This window comes from Rhodopseudomonas boonkerdii (assembly GCF_021184025.1).
Lineage (GTDB): Bacteria > Pseudomonadota > Alphaproteobacteria > Rhizobiales > Xanthobacteraceae > Tardiphaga > Tardiphaga boonkerdii.
In genome coordinates this window covers 3,161,758-3,177,060 of the sequence record NZ_CP036537.1, presented here as the reverse complement: position 1 = coordinate 3,177,060, position 15,303 = coordinate 3,161,758, and the positions used below count along the sequence as shown (strand labels likewise).

Genomic DNA, 15,303 nt, shown 5'->3' with positions numbered 1-15,303 from the left:
GGATCATGCTCTGACTTTAACGGCTTGGGAACGAACGGATGACGGGAACGACACGATCGAGCAACGGTCTGGATGATCGCCGCAAGCGGCTGCTGTATCGCTGCTGGCATCGCGGTACCCGGGAGATGGACCTCATTCTCGGACGCTTCGCCGATGCCGAGATCGGCATTCTCGCCGACCTCGAACTGACCCAGCTGGAAGCATTGATTGCGCTCGAGGATCCCGAGCTCTATCCAGCCTTCGTTGGCGACACCGATCTCGCCCCGGAATACCGTACCCCGCTGTTCGAGCGGATCAAAGAGTTCCGCAATCTGGACAAGGTCTGATGAAATCTCCCGTCGCTTCGCCGGCCTCGCAGCTATTGCCTGGCAAGGTGCTGACCTTCGCCAACGCGAGCGAGGGCGCCGAAGGACTCATCGTTGCCGATCTCGCGCGTGCCGTCGCCGCCAGACCGAAGCCGCCCGCGGTGAGTCTAGCGGTGGTCTGCCGCGACGGCCCGCGTATGCAGCAGCTCGCGCGTGCACTGGAATTCTTTGCGCCTGACCTGCCGGTGCTGCAATTCCCGGCCTGGGATTGCCAACCTTACGACCGGGTTTCGCCCTTTGCCGGTATTCTCGCCCAGCGCATGACGGCGCTGGCGCAGCTGTCGCGCCTGACCGGCAGCGACAAGCCGATGATCGTGCTGACCACGGTGAACGCCATGGTGCAACGGGTGCCGACTCGCGATCTCGTCGCCGCACAGGCGCTCTCGGTCGCGCCGGGCAATGTGGTCCCGATGGACAACATCGTCGCCTGGCTGGAGCATAACGGCTACAGCCGCTCCTCGACCGTGCGTGAGCCCGGCGAATATGCGGTGCGCGGCGGTATTCTCGATCTGTTTCCTGCCGGGCTCGAGATGCCCGTGCGCTTCGATTTCTTCGGCGACAGCCTGGAATCCATCCGTACCTTCGATGCCGAGACCCAGCGTACGCATCTCACCATGCGTGGTCTCGATCTCGTGCCGGTGTCGGAATTCCAGCTCGTTACCGAAACCATCCGTCGTTTCCGCATGGGCTACGTCGCCGAATTCGGTGCGCCGGAGCGCGACGACCAGCTCTATGAAGCGGTGAGCGAAGGCCGCCGCCATCCAGGCATGGAGCACTGGCTGCCGCTATTCCAGGAGAAGATGGATACGCTGTTCGACTATTTCGATCGCACTCCCATCGTGATGCAGCCCTTGGCAGAGGACGCCGCTGGCGAGCGCTTCAAGCAGATCCAGGACTATTACGAGGCCCGCAAGGACGCTACGGGCATGGCGGGCGGCGGCGCCATCTACAAGCCACTGCCGCCTGACCGGCTGTATCTCACCGAGGACGAGTGGAAGAAGCGGCTGCATGAGACTTCAGTAGCGCGGCTGTCGCCATTTGCTGTGCCCGAAGGCACCGCCGACACTGTCGACGTCGGCGCCAAGCAGGGGCGCAACTTCGCACCCGAACGCGCCGATACCTCGGTCAATGTGTTCGAGCGGGTCGTCGCGCATATCCAGTCGCTGCAGTCGTCGCGCAAGAAGGTGGTCGTCGCGTTGTGGAGCGAAGGTTCGCGCGACCGCATGGCGAGCATGCTCAGGGATCACAAGCTGCTTAATTTGCAGATGGTGAATTCCTGGCGCGCTGTGAATGCGGTGCCGCGCAACGAGGCCTCGCTCGCCGTGGTCGGCATGGAGAGCGGTTTTGAGACCGACCATGTCGCCGTCATCAGCGAGCAGGACATTCTCGGTGATCGCCTCGTGCGCCCGCGCAAGGCCAGCCGCAAACTCGATAACTTCATTTCGGAAGTCACGTCGCTCTCGGCTGGCGACATTGTCGTTCATGTCGAGCACGGTATAGGCCGCTTCGTCGGTCTGCAGACCCTCGAGGTCGGCGGCGCGCCGCATGACTGTCTCGAACTGCGCTATGCCAACGAGACCAAACTCTATCTGCCGGTTGAGAATATCGAGCTGTTGTCGCGCTACGGTTCCGACCAGACCAGTGTGGAACTCGACAAGCTCGGCGGCTCCGGCTGGCAGGCCCGCAAGGCCAAGCTCAAGAACCGCATTCAGGAGATTGCCGGCGAGCTCATCAAGATCGCTGCCGAACGCCATCTGCGCGAGACCGAGAAAATCTCGATCCCACGCGAACAGTATGACGAATTCTGCGCACGTTTCCCCTATGAGGAAACCGAGGATCAGCAGAACGCCATCGACGCGGCGCTGCACGATCTCGAAAGCGGCAAGCCAATGGACCGTCTGGTCTGCGGCGATGTCGGCTTCGGTAAGACGGAAGTCGCCATGCGTGCGACCTTTGGTGTCGCCATGGAAGGCAAGCAGGTCGCTGTGGTCGTTCCGACCACACTGCTCGCGCGCCAGCACGCCAAGAACTTTGCTGAGCGTTTTCGTGGTTTCCCTGTGAATGTGGCGCAGGCCTCGCGCCTCGTCACGCCGAAGGAACTGAGCGCGACGAAGAAGGGCCTCGCCGACGGCTCGGTCGATATCGTCGTCGGCACCCACGCGCTGCTCGGCAAGTCCATCAAGTTCAAGGAACTCGGTCTTGTGGTGGTGGACGAGGAGCAACATTTTGGCGTGACGCATAAGGAACGCCTGAAGCAGCTCCGCGCCAATGTCCACGTGCTGACGCTGTCGGCGACACCGATCCCGCGCACGCTGCAGCTTGCGCTCACCGGCGTGCGCGATCTCTCAATCATCGCCTCGGCGCCGGTCGATCGTCTCGCTGTGCGCACCTTCGTCGCGCCGCACGATCCGCTGATGATACGCGAAGCGCTGCTGCGCGAGCGCTATCGCGGTGGTCAGGCATTTTATGTCGTGCCGCGTATTGACGATCTCGCCGAAGTGAAGGCGTTCCTCGATAAACATGTTCCGGAGATGAAGGTCGCCGTGGCCCATGGCCAGATGGCGCCGACCGTCATCGAGGACATCATGTCGGCCTTCTATGACGGCAAGTATGACATCCTGCTCTCCACCACGATCGTCGAATCCGGCCTCGACATTCCGAATGCGAATACGCTGATCATCCACCGCGCGGATATGTTCGGCCTCGCACAGCTCTATCAGCTGCGTGGCCGCGTCGGCCGCTCGAAGCTGCGCGCTTATGCGCTGTTCACGCTACCGGAGAAGCAGAAGATTACCGCCCAGGCGGAGCGCCGCCTGAAGGTGCTGCAGTCACTGGAAAACCTTGGCGCCGGCTTCCAACTCGCCTCCCACGACCTCGACATTCGCGGCGCTGGCAATCTGCTCGGCGAGGAGCAGTCGGGTCATATCAAGGAGGTCGGCTTCGAGCTGTACCAGTCGATGCTGGAAGAGGCGATCCTTGCGCTGAAATCCGGCATCTCTGAGCCGATCGCCGATCGTTGGTCGCCGACCATCACCATCGGCATGCCGGTACTGATCCCCGACGATTTCGTGGCCGACCTGTCCGTGCGGCTGTCGCTGTATCGCCGTCTTGCCGATCTCGACACCGACGACGAGATCGAGAGCTTTGCCGCCGAACTGCGCGACCGTTTTGGTGTGTTGCCGGACGAGGTGCGCTATCTGTTCAAGATCGCCGCCATCAAGGCCTATTGCCGCCGCGCCAATATCGAGAAAGTCGATGCCGGTCCGAAGGGCATGTCGCTGGTGTTTCGTGACAACAGTTTTGCGGAGCCGGAGAAGCTGGTGGCGTTCATCCGCCGTTACGGCAACGCCGCAAAGGTACGCCCGGATATGAAGGTGGTGTTTCTGCAGGATTGGGACACGCCTGAAGATCGGCTCGAAGGCGCGACGGATATTTTGCGAGATCTTGCGAACCTTGCCGAGAACAGGAAGGCGGCTTAGCTCTACGACGCCACGCGTTGAGCAGCGGCGTCTTGCAATCTTGCCAGCAGCGATTTCGCGGAATCGTTCGCAGTCATGCCGGCCACCTTCACGCGCGGGTCGTTGCGGGCATCCCGCTTCGGTCCGTGCATGGTGTATTTCATGACAGCCGAGAGGCGCCGCGCGATCATGTGTGCGTTGCGCGGATCGGTCTCGGCGAATACTACGATGATCGAGCCGTCGGCGCAGAGCGTGCCGAAATCGATCTTGCGCATCAGCCGGCTGATAATCCGCGCCAAATCGCGCTGGGCGCGTAACGAGACGTTCTTGAATGTGAAACGGGCGGCGGAAAGGCCGCCGCCGCGCGTCTGGGTGTGATAGACCGCCGTGGCGAGATCGCGGTCGAACGCCTCGGGTGTGAGCAATCCCGTCGCCGCATCGATAAGGCCGTCGGAATCGATCGAGCGTAGGGTCCGATTTAGCCTTGCCTCGAGGGCCCGCTGGCGTACCAGCGGCAGAGCCAACATCGTGATGTGGTCGGCATCACCTGTGATGGTTTCGAGATTGGCGAGGTCGTACTCCTGTGCGAAGCCGGACGAGGTGACGATCACCGGCAGGCCGCGAAAGCGCGGGTCTTCGGCAAGCACTGTCAGGAACGCATCGACGACGCGTGGCGTGAAGCCGTCTCCAATGACAATTCCGTCGAGGTCCCGGGCATTGAGGTGCTTTGCGGCAGCCTCGATGCTGAGCGCACCGACCAGGCTGACGCGCTCGCCGAACGCCACCGACAGGGCAGGATGACTGCCGCCACGGCCAACGAGCATCACGGTCGCGTCCTCGAGCGGATTGGGCGCGTTGGTGGTGAAGTGGTGGAGATTTTCGGCAGTAAGGCGACGGAGCACCGTGGCATGTAGCGTCCGAATACGCAGTGCGTTGCGCAGCCGCGCGCCGAGCCTTGTGAACCGTCCATGATCTCCGATCAGCGGAATGGCCTGGCCCGGCAGTTCGGATACGGGATCAATGGCGATCAGCGGGATATAGGGCTGACGGGCAGCAAGTTTGGCGGCCAGTTTGCTGAAGGCCGGCATCTCGGCAGTAGATGCGGTTGCTACGACAGCTGCCGGCTGCACCTGCGCGATCGCTTCGAGCGCAGTGCTCCAGGTTGCATCGATCACCGGGAAGATGTTGCTGTCGGCGAGGGCGGTCGCGAAGGGCGCAGGTTGCTGACTGGAAATGGCAACGATGGTCGCCTGATCGGACATGCGCACGAGACCCCGGAGGATATAAGTAGGGTCACGCTAGCGCGATGTCGTTAATGCTGGGTCAATGAGAAAGCCGGAAAACGCCATGAGATTGCTGGCGTTTTCGATATGTAACAGTGCCCTTTGCCAGGCGGATTACTCCGCTGCCCGATCCCGGAACGCCTCGACCATCAGAGGATTGAGGCCGAGTTCCGTCAGGGCTTCGCGGGCGCGGCCGTTGTCGCTGGCGCGACCGGCGAGGCGGTAGCCGCCAAGGCGGTCCGGGAGTGCCGTCAGCATGGCATTGTCGCCAAGCCGCTTGGCCCATTCGCTGAGATCCTGGGCGAGGAAACGATAACCGCCGACAGAAGTCACACCGGAGGGCGGTGCGGTGATGTGCAATGCGCCGGTCGCGCGGTCGAGGCGGGCCTGATAGCCTGTGTCCACATAGTCGAGCGGTTTGGCCGGGATCAGCCCGTTGCTGGCATCGGGCTGCGCCGTATAGGCGAGGACGGGCACCATCGGGCCGCGAAGGCCAAGCGTGCCGCGCGGCGACAGCAGCGTTTCGCCAGCGACGGCAGTGCCCGCGGCGGCGCGGGGAGCGCCGTGCGGGCCCGGAAGAATGGCCGCGGGCGAGCCATCGTCGCCGCGGATGGCCCCGAACAAGCCGGCCTCACCGAACAGATACACGTCAGTGAAATCGGCCTGTGATGCCGGCCAGGCCGGGGAGCTTTCCACCTGTTCCGGCATACGCCAGAGGCCCACCACATGCCTGAGCATCGGTGCGCGGTCGAGCAGGCCATCCTCGGCGAGGCGATGGGCGAAGGGCGCGGGAGCGACCAGCACATCGCAGCCGCCATCGATGATCTCGCGCTCCAGCACCGCGCTGTCCAACGGATGATGCAGCGCCAGGACGCCGCCGGACAGCAGCCAGGTAACGAGCGATGATGCGAGATGGCCGAACGATGTCGGCACCAGCGCCGACATCGTGCTGGCACCTTGCGGTATGCCGCTTTCGAGGAAGACCGCGAGCCCGCCGGAAATCAGATTAAGATGGGTTCGCGGCACGGCACGAAAACCGTCGGCGGCGGTGTCGAAGGTGATGATGGCGGCGCTGCGCGCGTCCGGTGTCGGCGGCAGCGGTTCGATGAAAGGGCCGGCCAGCACGTGGTCGAGCGGGATCATGCCTTCCGGCAGATCGTTGCCGAAGCCGCCGACATAGCGGATCGAAAAGGCTTCAGCTGCTGCATTCATCGCGAGGTCGGCATGGCTGACGCCGTCGATCTTGCTCGATGTGACGATGGCGCGGGCGCCGGTGCGGTTCAATGCAGTGGTGAGATCGTGCTGCCGCCAGAGTTGCGGCAACAGTGCGGCAACCAAGCCCGCGCGGTGCGCGGCGAGCACCGTCAGGACGAATTCCACAGTGTTTGGAAGCTGTAAGGCGATGACCGAGCCCGGCGGCAGGCCCATGTCGATAAAATGCGCTGTGAGGGCGTTTATCTCACGATCTGCTGCGGCGAAGGTGAGGCGCTGTTGCGGCGTCTGTGTGACACGCATTTTGTCGGCAGGATCGACCAGAGCCAGCGCCTCGGGCTGCCGGAGCAGCGAGCGGCGGAACAATCCATCGAGGGTCGGCGAGGTGCTGGCTGAGGTCACGGGGTCATTTCCGGTCGGGCGGAGCAGGCGACGGTCTGGCCCACCAGGTTTCCGGCAGGATGCCGACGAGCGAAGTGGCTTTGGGTCGTTCTATCCGATTCCATCGCGCGAGCCATTGTTCGCGCACATTGTACAGAGGGATCGCGTAAGCTCCGGACATCCATGCGCGGTCGAGCGCGTGAACGGCGGCGACGAATGCGGGCCGCTCGCGGGCTTGCAGCATGGCGGCAATCATGGCGTCGATGGCCGAATTCTTCGCGCCCATGTAGTTGCGCGTGCCGGGAACGTCAGCGGCTTCGGAGCCCCAGTAGAACGCCTGTTCGTTGCCAGGTGACAGAGAGTTGTCCCAGCGGTTCGGCAGCATGTCGAATTCGTAGTTGATGCGGCGCTGGTCGAACTGCACGCCGTCGACGGCGCGGATGTTCGCCGTGATGCCGGCGCGTTTGAGATCGCGGGCATAGGTCAGGGCGATGCGCTCCTGGTCGCGGGTGGTGACCAGGATTTCGAAGCTGAGCGGCGTTCTGTCGGATGCTTTGCGGAGTACGTTCTTGTCGAGCTGGTAGCCCGCGTCTTTCAGCAGCGCGAGAGCTGTGCGGAGGGCCGGGCGGTCGCGGCCGGAGCCGTCGCTGAGGGGAAGGCGGTAGCTGCCATCCATGATGTCGGCGGGAATCTGTGCGGCATACGGTTTCAGCAGCTCGCGCTCGCGGTCATCGGCCGGGCGGCCATAGGCGGAGAGTTCGGACCCCGCAAAGATGCCACCCGAGCGCGCATAGAGATCGAAGAAGTAGTTGCGATTGATCCATTCGAAATCGAACAGCAGCGTCAGCGCGCGACGGACGCGGATGTCGGAGAACACGAGCCGGCGAGTGTTGAAGACCAGAAACTCCGATGGTTTCGGCAGGCCGGTGGTGACGCTGTCGCGGACGACATCGCCGGATTTCACGGCAGCAAAATCATAGCCCTCATGCCAGCGCAGCGGTTCGTTCTCGACCCGGAAATCATAGAGGCCGCGGGTGAAGGCCTCATACATGCCGTTGGCCTCGCGGTAGTAGTCGATGCGGACCTCATCGAAATTCCACATGCCGCGATTGACCGGCAGATCGCGGCCCCAGTAATCGGGATTGCGGGTCATCGTGACGCTGGCGCCGGGCCGAACATGGGTCACCGTATACGGCCCCGAACCGAGCGGCGGCGCCATGGTGGTGTCCTCGAAGGTGTCGGGATTGACCGCATGCTTGGGCAGGATCGGCATCAGGCCGAGGATCAGCGGCAATTCACGGTCGTCGGCCTCCTTGATGTCGAAGCGGATGGTCAGGGGACCCTGCAATTCGGCCTTGGTGACCTTGCCAAAGTACTGGCGGAAGTGCGGGCGGCCGCGCTCTTTCAGCAGCTGCCATGAAAACAGGACGTCTTCGGCGGTGACGGATTTTCCATCGGAGAAGCGGGCCTTCGGATTGACGCGAAAGGTGACATAGGTGCGATCGTCGTCGGTCTCGACGCTTTCGGCGAGAAGGCCATAAAGCGTGAAGGGCTCGTCCTGGCCGCGGGCGAGCAGGCTCTCCATCACATAGCCGCGCATCTGCTGCACGGCGATGCCGCGCACGATAAACGGGTTCAGACTATCGAATGTGCCGAGCATGCCCCATGCCATGCGGCCGCCTTTGGGGGCATCCGGATTGACGTAAGGCATGTGGCGGAAATCGGCGGGCAAGGCGGGCTGGCCATGCATGGCGATGGCATGGCGCGGAACGCCGTCGGCGGCCGCGCCGCCGGTGATGGCGGCAAGCGCAACGACGCCCGCCAGTAGACCGCTTACCAGCCCAACCCGCAGCCGATTGGCGAGATTTGATTCGGTCAAAGTCACCCCGGAAACCTAGCACGGCTGTGTCTCCGCCAAGTGTAGTCATGTGTGCCATGCATCAAATCTGCCTGTTGCCATTGATCTTTTCGCCCGCCGCTGTATTGAGAGCGGGCAATTGACGAGGGCGGCGCGGCCTGTCACGTAACGGCCGTATTCGGCAGCGAGACACCCGCCAACGGGTGACTGTTCAGGGTGAATGTCAGCGCCGCCTCCGGGATTTGAGCGCCTCCGTTCAGAAAGGGTTTTCCGCAATGAATTTCCGTCTCTTGGCTGCGTCGGTGTTGCCGCGCGGGCGAGGCTTCGCGCTTCTGGCGGCGACGGCCCTGACCGCAGGCGTGATTGGTTCGGACGCATTTGCCCAGGCCCCGGCCCCGGGTGCGCCGCAGAAGGCCGCCCCGGCCCCCAAGGCGGCCCCGAAGGCCGCTCCCAAGGCTGCCCCCGCCGCTCCGGCCCAACAGCAGGCCGCCCCGCAGCAGCCGCAGGGTGAGCAGCAGCAGGTTCAGCTGATCTACGCTCCCTGGACCAAGTTCTGCCTCAAGGGCCAGGATGCCAATGCCAAGCAGGTCTGCTTCACCGGCAAGGACGGCCGCATCGAGTCGGGGCAGCCCGTGATCGCCGCCGTGATCATCGAGCCGGAAGGCGAGCCGAAGAAGATCCTGCGCGTGACGCTGCCGCTCGGCATGCAGCTGGTGCACGGCACCCGCGTGATCGTGGACAACAACGCACCGGCGCAGAGCCCGTATGTGATCTGCTTCCAGAACGGCTGTATGTCGGACTACGAAGTTACCCCGGAGCTGCTGGCCAACCTGAAGAAGGGCCAGAATCTGATCGTGCAGGCCATCAATTCCAATGGTGCGCCGCTGACGCTGCCGCTGCCGCTGGCCGAATTCGCCAAGGCCTATGACGGCCCGCCGACCGATCCGAAGGTGTTCGAGGAAACCCAGAAGAAGCTGCAGGAAGAGCTGCAGAAGCGCGCTGCGGAAGCCCGCGCCAAGCTCGAAGCGCAGCAGCCCGCGGGCGGTGCGGCTCCGGCAACGCCGGCCCCGGCCAATCCGGCCGCCAAGTAAGCGGGTCGGAGCGAGAAACGAAAAGGCGCCCGGTGGGCGCCTTTTTTGTTTCGATCGATGAAATGCCAAGCTCCGCCCTCATCCTGAGAGTCTGACTGGAAATGCAGTCCGTAGTTTGGCGCTGCTGGTCGCCCAGGCGGAACGCGACACACCGCCCCTCATGGTGAGGAGGCGCGCAGCGCCGTCTCGAACCATGAGATGGCTTGGCTCGACGCTCTTCGGCCATCCTTCGAGACGCCCCTACGCGGCTCCTCAGGATGAGGGACGGAGAAGTGAGATACTGAGTTGAACGCGGCATTGTCCCGAGCAAAAGCTGTCGAAAAGCGCCTCAGACCGCTTTATGAGTCAGACTCTCAGGAGCCGCGTAGCGGCGTCTCGAAGGATGGTAGCACATTCCGCCTAACCAGCTCATGGTTCGAGACGGCGCGATGCGCCTCCTCACCATGAGGGATCGAGAGGGAGGGAAATGGCGCAAGAGATCAGTTCAGCGACTGATTGCGCTGGCGATAGCCGCCGGTCTTGTCGCGGATGAAGATTTCGGTGACCTGTGAATGGCGGACCGGTTCGCCGGTCTCGTCCGGAACAAGATTCTGTTCGGACACATAGGCGATGTATTCGGAGTCCGAGTTCTCAGCGAGCAGGTGATAGAATGGCTGATCCTTGTGTGGCCGGACTTCTTCCGGGATCGACAACCACCATTCCTCGGTGTTGTTGAACACGGGATCAATATCGAACACCACGCCTCGGAACGAATAGATCCGGTGACGGACAATCTGTCCGATCTGAAATTTGGCGGTGCGCGCTTTGATCATGATCGGTCGAATAGACCAGGATTGTGGCCGATGCTAGAGGCAAAGCGACGGATTTACGACAGCTGCGAACGGAAAACGGTAAGCAGGACCACTGGCTGTTCGATCCGGGGCCAGTCGAGGTCAGGATCGGCAGCGCAGGTGACGGAACCGGGAACTCACGCCCCAGAGGCATGTCGTAGGGGCCGGGACGGTGACGCGGCAGCGGGTCTGGTTCGCCGCCGCGCCGAAACGTGAGGGATTGCAGGACGGATCAGCCGTCCATGCGGAGGTCGAGGGCCTCGACGATCTCGGTCCACTGCTTCAGCGAACGCTCGATTTCGGCCTTGAATTCGGCTGGCGGCAAATAGGCCGGAACGGTGTCCATTCCGACCAGACGTTCTTTGACCAACGGCTTGTTGGCTGCGACCTGGAAGGCTGCGGCGAGCTTGTCGACAATCGGCTGTGGCGTCTTGGCTGGCGCGAAAAGGCCGGAGAAACCGGTGAAGCCGAAGTAATCGGAATAGCCGAGCTCGATCATGGTTGGCGCGTTGGGCAGACTTACAATGCGTTCCCTGCTGCCGGCGACGGAGAGGGCGCGGATCTTGCCATCGCGCACCATCGCGCCCGCGGCCGCCATGGAGTGGAAGCCGCCATCGATGGAGCCGCCCAGCATGTCCTGCAGCATCGGGCTTTCGCCACGATAGGCGATGTTGACCGCCTTCAATTTCGCCTCACGTGCCAGCAGCACCGCAAAGGCATGACCATGCGAACCGGCGGCGTAGTTGCCCAGCGACAGATCCTTGCCCTTCGCCCATTCGACGAATTGCTGCATCGTCGTAACTTCGGCGGGGACCTTCGGGCCGACGCAGAAAGCAAGCGCGGTGTAGCTGAGGCGGCCGATCGGTGCGAAATCCTTGACCGGCTCATAGGTGAAGCGACGCATCACCACCGGCACCTGAATATGCGAGGTGATCGTGAACAGAAGCTGATGACCATCAGGCTCTGCCTTGGCTGCGGCTTCGGTACCGATGATGCCATTGCCCCCGCCGCGATTGTCGATGATCATCGTGCCGCCAAGCTCTGGCTGCATGCCTTCGACCGCAAGCCGCCCCCAGGTGTCGGTGCCGCCGCCGGCAGGATAGGGGACGATGACGCGCACGGGGCGCGACGGATAGGCCGTTTGGGCCTGGGCGGCCAGAGGCAGCAGGAGCGGGGCTGCCAGAATGGCGCGGCGACTCAGGTGAGCCATGGGGAGCGAATCCTTCCTAACGTTCTTGAAGACGATGCGAGGCGGAACCGACCGTCATGTCAGGCAACCGGCTGCGAACGGGATGTTCGCCGCCATAACATCGGCTGGATATGACATCGACCGGAAACGTCGTCGCACAGCCGATCGGATCGGCCAGCGAGGAGGACCTAGCGCGGATGGTGGGACTTGAGAAGGGGCCTCATGACCGCCTAAAGGCTAAGGTGAAAATAGCACCGCCGGTCGGCGGGCTGTCCACGCGCAGCGTCGCATTGTGGATTTCGGCGATCCGGCGAACGATCGAGAGGCCCAGCCCGGTGCTGCCCGAGCGATTGCGGTCGCGCCGCCAGAAGCGCCGGAAGATGGCTTCCTTTTCGTCCGCGGCGATACCCGGTCCGAAATCCCTGATGGAAATCGTGCCGTCAGCGGCGAGGTCGAATTCAACGATCGTGTTTTCCGCCGTGTGTTCCACGGCGTTTCTCGCAAGATTGAGCACGGCGCGGCGGATCATCTCGGCATTGCCGTGAACGCGAACGGGCAGTTCGCTGCCGGTGAGAGCCACCGTCTTCTTTTGAGCGATGGCGATGGGGGCGACAAACGCTGCGACCTCTTCGCAGATGCTACGCAGATCGGCGACTTCGTCGTCTGCCACTTCCGCGTTCTCGATTTCGGCGAATTCGAGCAATTGATTGACCAGATGGCTGATGCCGTCGAGATCTTTTCGCAAGCCCGCGACCAGTTCCTTGTCTTCCATCAGTTCGAGGCGGGTGCGAACGACGGTGAGCGGTGTTCGCAATTCGTGCGCCGCGTCGGCGGCGAATTCGCGCTGCACGCGAAAACCCTCGTCGAGGCGGTCGAGTGCCCGATTCACAGCGGTCATCAGCGGTTTGACTTCAAGCGGGACGTCATCGGCCGGCAGACGAATGTCGGTGCGGGACGGACCGATCTCCTGGGCGATCGCCGAAGCCTGCTTCAGCGGCCATAGCGCGCGGCGGAAGATGGCAATGTCGATGACCAGCAGAACGAGGAGAATGGGGACGGTGATCCAGCCCACTTCGCGGAAGAAACCGCTGGTGATGTCATCGGTCAAGGCGTCCCGGTTCGACAGGTTCTCACCGGTCTGGATCCAGTAATCCGTGCCATTCAGCGTCTTGCGAAGGCTGACGCCGGAGATCGTCGCATCGCCGTGCCGCTCCTCTTCCGACGACAGCTCGGTTCTGTCCCAGTCGGCGAACACCGGCCGCTGACTGGTTTGCGACGAGAACAGGACCGCGCCGTCACGGTCAACCACCGCATAGACGTAGCGATTGTACGGCTGCGAGTAGATTCCCTCGATCTCGGGCGGCAGCTGCAGGATCGGCTTGTTGTCCGGACCGACCCGAAGATGGGCGGCGATCGATGTTGCCTGCTTGCGCATGGCTTCATCGTGAATGTTGTCGATGGCGCGATCGAGCAACCAGGTCAGGGCCAGGGATATGGTAAGTGTGGTGATCGCGACAGCGACGATGTGCAGGACCACGATGCGCGACAGGATCGAGCGAAGCGGGCGCATCTATCGCTCCTCGGACAGGAGATAGCCGACGCCGCGGATCGTATGGATCTGGGCCTTCGAGCCGCGCTCCTGGAGCTGTTTGCGCAGCCGGTGCACATAGACCTCGACGGCGTTCGATCCGACGTCTTCCGAGAGGCCGAAGATGCTGTCCTCCAGCTGGCGCTTCGACACGACGCGGCCCTTGCTGCGCATCAGATGCTCGAGCACGGTGGTCTCGCGCACCGAGAGCGGCTGCAGCTTGCCGTCGATCATGCAGCGGCGTTCGCGGGTATCAAAGATGAGATTGGCGACTTTCAATTCCGCACCAAGCAATTGGCCGGGCCGGCGCAACTGGGCCTCGATCCGCGCCAGCAGTTCTTCGAGCGCGAAGGGCTTGACGAGATAGTCGTCGGCGCCGAGCTTCAGTCCGGACACGCGGTCCTCGAGGCCGGCGCGCGCGGTGAGCAGGATGACGGGAATGGGATCGTGCCGCCGCCGCAGCTCGCGCAGCACGTCGAGCCCGTCGCCATCGGGCAGGCCGAGGTCGAGGATAAGGGCGGCATAGGACACGGTCGACAAGGCGATCCGCGCATCTTCCACCGAGGCAAAGCGATCGGATTCGTAGCCTGCTGCCCGCAGTCCCTGCGCAAGCAGGCCGGCCAGGTCGTCATTGTCTTCGATCACCAGCAGTCGCATCGCGATTCTCCAGCGCCGAACTTGGCGGTCCGGAGCCACCGGGGCAAGCGCCAAGCCTTGGCAAGTGGCCGGCTCTTGTAAGGTTGTTGTAAGCTGGGCCGGCTATCGGCGTCGCTCTTGTTGCTGCCCCGTCCGGGTGGCCGCTTTCCTGCGAGACTGCGATGCTGCCAACCGTTCTGAAGCGCCCCCGGATCCTTGCCGCGGTTGCAGTACTGGCGACATTCGGCCTGGTTCTGCCGACTGCCTATTGGTGGATCATCGACGTGAACGCCGCCGTCGGCGGTGGCACCGTTGCAGCGCCGGAACCCGGCGTCTTCCGGCCGACGGAAGCGCAATGGGGCACGCTGGAGCTGGCGGTATCCGAGGGCTATCCGTTCCGCTCGGAATTCACCACCGAGGGCAAGATTGCCGTCAATGACGAGACGTCGACGCCGGTATTCTCGCCCTATGCCGGCCGCGCCAACAGGATTTTCGCCAAGCCGGGGGATGCGATCCGCAAGGGGCAGCCGCTGTTCGTGGTGGAGGCTGCCGACACCGTGCAGAACCTCAACGACTATGTCGCCGCGGCCAGCACACTGGCGACCGCCCGCACCAAACTGAAGCTTGCCGAGACGGTCGAGAAACGCGCCAACGATCTTTATGCCGGCAAGGCCGTGCCGCTCAAGGACTGGCAGCAGGCGCAAGCCGACCTGGCGGCGGCCCAGAACGACGCGCGTTCGAGCGAAACCGCCATCGAGGCCGTGCGCAACAAGTTGCGCATTCTCGGACTCAGCGACGAGGCCATCGATACATTCGCCGAGAAGCGCCAGATCAATCCGGAGACGACCATCGTTGCGCCGATCGGCGGCACCGTGGTTCAGCGCAAGCTCGGCCCGGGCCAGTATATCGCGGCCGGCGCTTCCGATCCGGCTTTCGTGATCGGCGATCTCAAGACGGTGTGGCTCGTCGCCTTCGTGCGCGAGACCGACGTATCGCAGGTCCGGCTCGGCCAAGATGTGTCGTTCAAGGTGCTGGCGGCGCCGGACCGGGTGTTCAAGGCGCGCATCGACTATGTGTCGTCCGCATTCGATCCGAACAGCCGCCGTTTGCTGGTGCGCGGCACCATCGACAATGCGGATGGCGTGTTGAAGCCGGAAATGTTCGCGAGCGTCACGCTGTTCGATGGCGATGCGCGCAAGCTGTCTCCGGATATTCCGTCGAGCGCGATTATCTACACCGGCGACGAGCCGCGGATCTGGGTTGCGCGTGACGATCGCACGCTGGAGGTCCGCAAGATCCGTATCGGTCTCACCGATGGCGACCGCGTGCAGGTGCTGGACGGGCTGAAGATCGGCGAGCGCGTCGTGGTCAAAGGCACGATCTTCATCGATCGCGCCGCAAGTATTTTCTGA

General features: G+C 63.2%; 11 protein-coding genes. 4 read left to right on the top strand and 7 right to left on the bottom strand.

Going from position 1 to position 15,303, the window contains the following annotated elements; genetic code table 11:
* Positions 1 to 38: 38 nt before the first annotated feature.
* Both E0H22_RS14525 and mfd read left to right on the top strand, forming a co-directional pair.
* The gene (locus E0H22_RS14525) at positions 39 to 326 is read left to right on the top strand and encodes an FAD assembly factor SdhE (protein WP_233021719.1); all 288 of its coding nucleotides are present in this window, start codon (positions 39 to 41) and stop codon (positions 324 to 326) included.
* On the top strand, positions 326 to 3,844 hold the full coding sequence (gene mfd / locus E0H22_RS14520; protein WP_233021717.1) for a transcription-repair coupling factor: 3,519 nt from the start codon (positions 326 to 328) through the stop codon (positions 3,842 to 3,844). Before E0H22_RS14525 ends, mfd begins: the two co-directional genes overlap by 1 nt.
* Before the next feature lie 2 nt (positions 3,845 to 3,846).
* Here mfd and E0H22_RS14515 read toward each other — a convergent pair whose 3' ends face one another.
* From E0H22_RS14515 to E0H22_RS14505, 3 genes are all read right to left on the bottom strand, one after another.
* Positions 3,847 to 5,085 (bottom strand): GGDEF domain-containing protein, encoded by a 1,239-nt coding sequence (locus tag E0H22_RS14515; protein WP_233021716.1) that lies wholly within the window; start codon positions 5,083 to 5,085, stop codon positions 3,847 to 3,849.
* Between the two features lie 135 nt (positions 5,086 to 5,220).
* Entirely contained in the window at positions 5,221 to 6,720 is a 1,500-nt protein-coding gene (locus E0H22_RS14510) for a class I adenylate-forming enzyme family protein (protein ID WP_233021715.1), read from the bottom strand.
* Between the two features lie 4 nt (positions 6,721 to 6,724).
* Positions 6,725 to 8,497 carry an extracellular solute-binding protein gene (locus E0H22_RS14505; RefSeq protein ID WP_233026373.1) on the bottom strand — a complete coding sequence of 591 codons (1,773 nt, stop codon included), beginning with the start codon at positions 8,495 to 8,497 and terminating at the stop codon, positions 6,725 to 6,727.
* A 335-nt stretch (positions 8,498 to 8,832) separates the two neighbouring features.
* Between E0H22_RS14505 and E0H22_RS14500 the strand changes: the two genes are divergently transcribed.
* Positions 8,833 to 9,648 carry an invasion associated locus B family protein gene (locus E0H22_RS14500; RefSeq protein ID WP_233021714.1) on the top strand — a complete coding sequence of 272 codons (816 nt, stop codon included), beginning with the start codon at positions 8,833 to 8,835 and terminating at the stop codon, positions 9,646 to 9,648.
* Between the two features lie 479 nt (positions 9,649 to 10,127).
* Here the strand turns inward: E0H22_RS14500 and hspQ are convergent, their stop codons facing one another.
* The 4 genes from hspQ to E0H22_RS14480 all read right to left on the bottom strand — a co-directional run bounded on the left by hspQ (position 10,128) and on the right by E0H22_RS14480 (position 13,912).
* Positions 10,128 to 10,460 carry a heat shock protein HspQ gene (gene hspQ, locus E0H22_RS14495; protein WP_233021712.1) on the bottom strand — a complete coding sequence of 111 codons (333 nt, stop codon included), beginning with the start codon at positions 10,458 to 10,460 and terminating at the stop codon, positions 10,128 to 10,130.
* A 250-nt stretch (positions 10,461 to 10,710) separates the two neighbouring features.
* The gene (locus E0H22_RS14490) at positions 10,711 to 11,688 is read right to left on the bottom strand and encodes a tripartite tricarboxylate transporter substrate binding protein (RefSeq protein ID WP_233021711.1); all 978 of its coding nucleotides are present in this window, start codon (positions 11,686 to 11,688) and stop codon (positions 10,711 to 10,713) included.
* 199 nt (positions 11,689 to 11,887) lie between these two features.
* A complete protein-coding gene (locus E0H22_RS14485) occupies positions 11,888 to 13,237 on the bottom strand; it encodes a sensor histidine kinase (RefSeq protein WP_233021709.1) in 1,350 nt (449 codons plus the stop codon).
* Positions 13,238 to 13,912 (bottom strand): response regulator transcription factor, encoded by a 675-nt coding sequence (locus E0H22_RS14480; RefSeq protein WP_233021707.1) that lies wholly within the window; start codon positions 13,910 to 13,912, stop codon positions 13,238 to 13,240.
* Positions 13,913 to 14,073: 161 nt separating this feature from the next.
* On the opposite strand from E0H22_RS14480, the gene E0H22_RS14475 reads away from it, so the two are divergent.
* The gene (locus E0H22_RS14475; RefSeq protein WP_233021706.1) at positions 14,074 to 15,303 is read left to right on the top strand and encodes an efflux RND transporter periplasmic adaptor subunit; all 1,230 of its coding nucleotides are present in this window, start codon (positions 14,074 to 14,076) and stop codon (positions 15,301 to 15,303) included.

Excerpts from the sequence above, each read along its gene's own strand:
- E0H22_RS14480 (WP_233021707.1), bottom strand. The coding sequence starts at position 13,912 with ATGCGACTGCTGGTGATCGAAGACAATGACGACCTGGCCGGCCTGCTT.
- E0H22_RS14485 (WP_233021709.1), bottom strand. The coding sequence starts at position 13,237 with ATGCGCCCGCTTCGCTCGATCCTGTCGCGCATCGTGGTCCTGCACATC.
- E0H22_RS14515 (WP_233021716.1), bottom strand. The coding sequence starts at position 5,085 with ATGTCCGATCAGGCGACCATCGTTGCCATTTCCAGTCAGCAACCTGCG.
- E0H22_RS14525 (WP_233021719.1), top strand. The coding sequence starts at position 39 with ATGACGGGAACGACACGATCGAGCAACGGTCTGGATGATCGCCGCAAG.
- E0H22_RS14500 (WP_233021714.1), top strand. The coding sequence starts at position 8,833 with ATGAATTTCCGTCTCTTGGCTGCGTCGGTGTTGCCGCGCGGGCGAGGC.
- E0H22_RS14490 (WP_233021711.1), bottom strand. The coding sequence starts at position 11,688 with ATGGCTCACCTGAGTCGCCGCGCCATTCTGGCAGCCCCGCTCCTGCTG.
- mfd (WP_233021717.1), top strand. The coding sequence starts at position 326 with ATGAAATCTCCCGTCGCTTCGCCGGCCTCGCAGCTATTGCCTGGCAAG.
- E0H22_RS14475 (WP_233021706.1), top strand. The coding sequence starts at position 14,074 with ATGCTGCCAACCGTTCTGAAGCGCCCCCGGATCCTTGCCGCGGTTGCA.
- hspQ (WP_233021712.1), bottom strand. The coding sequence starts at position 10,460 with ATGATCAAAGCGCGCACCGCCAAATTTCAGATCGGACAGATTGTCCGT.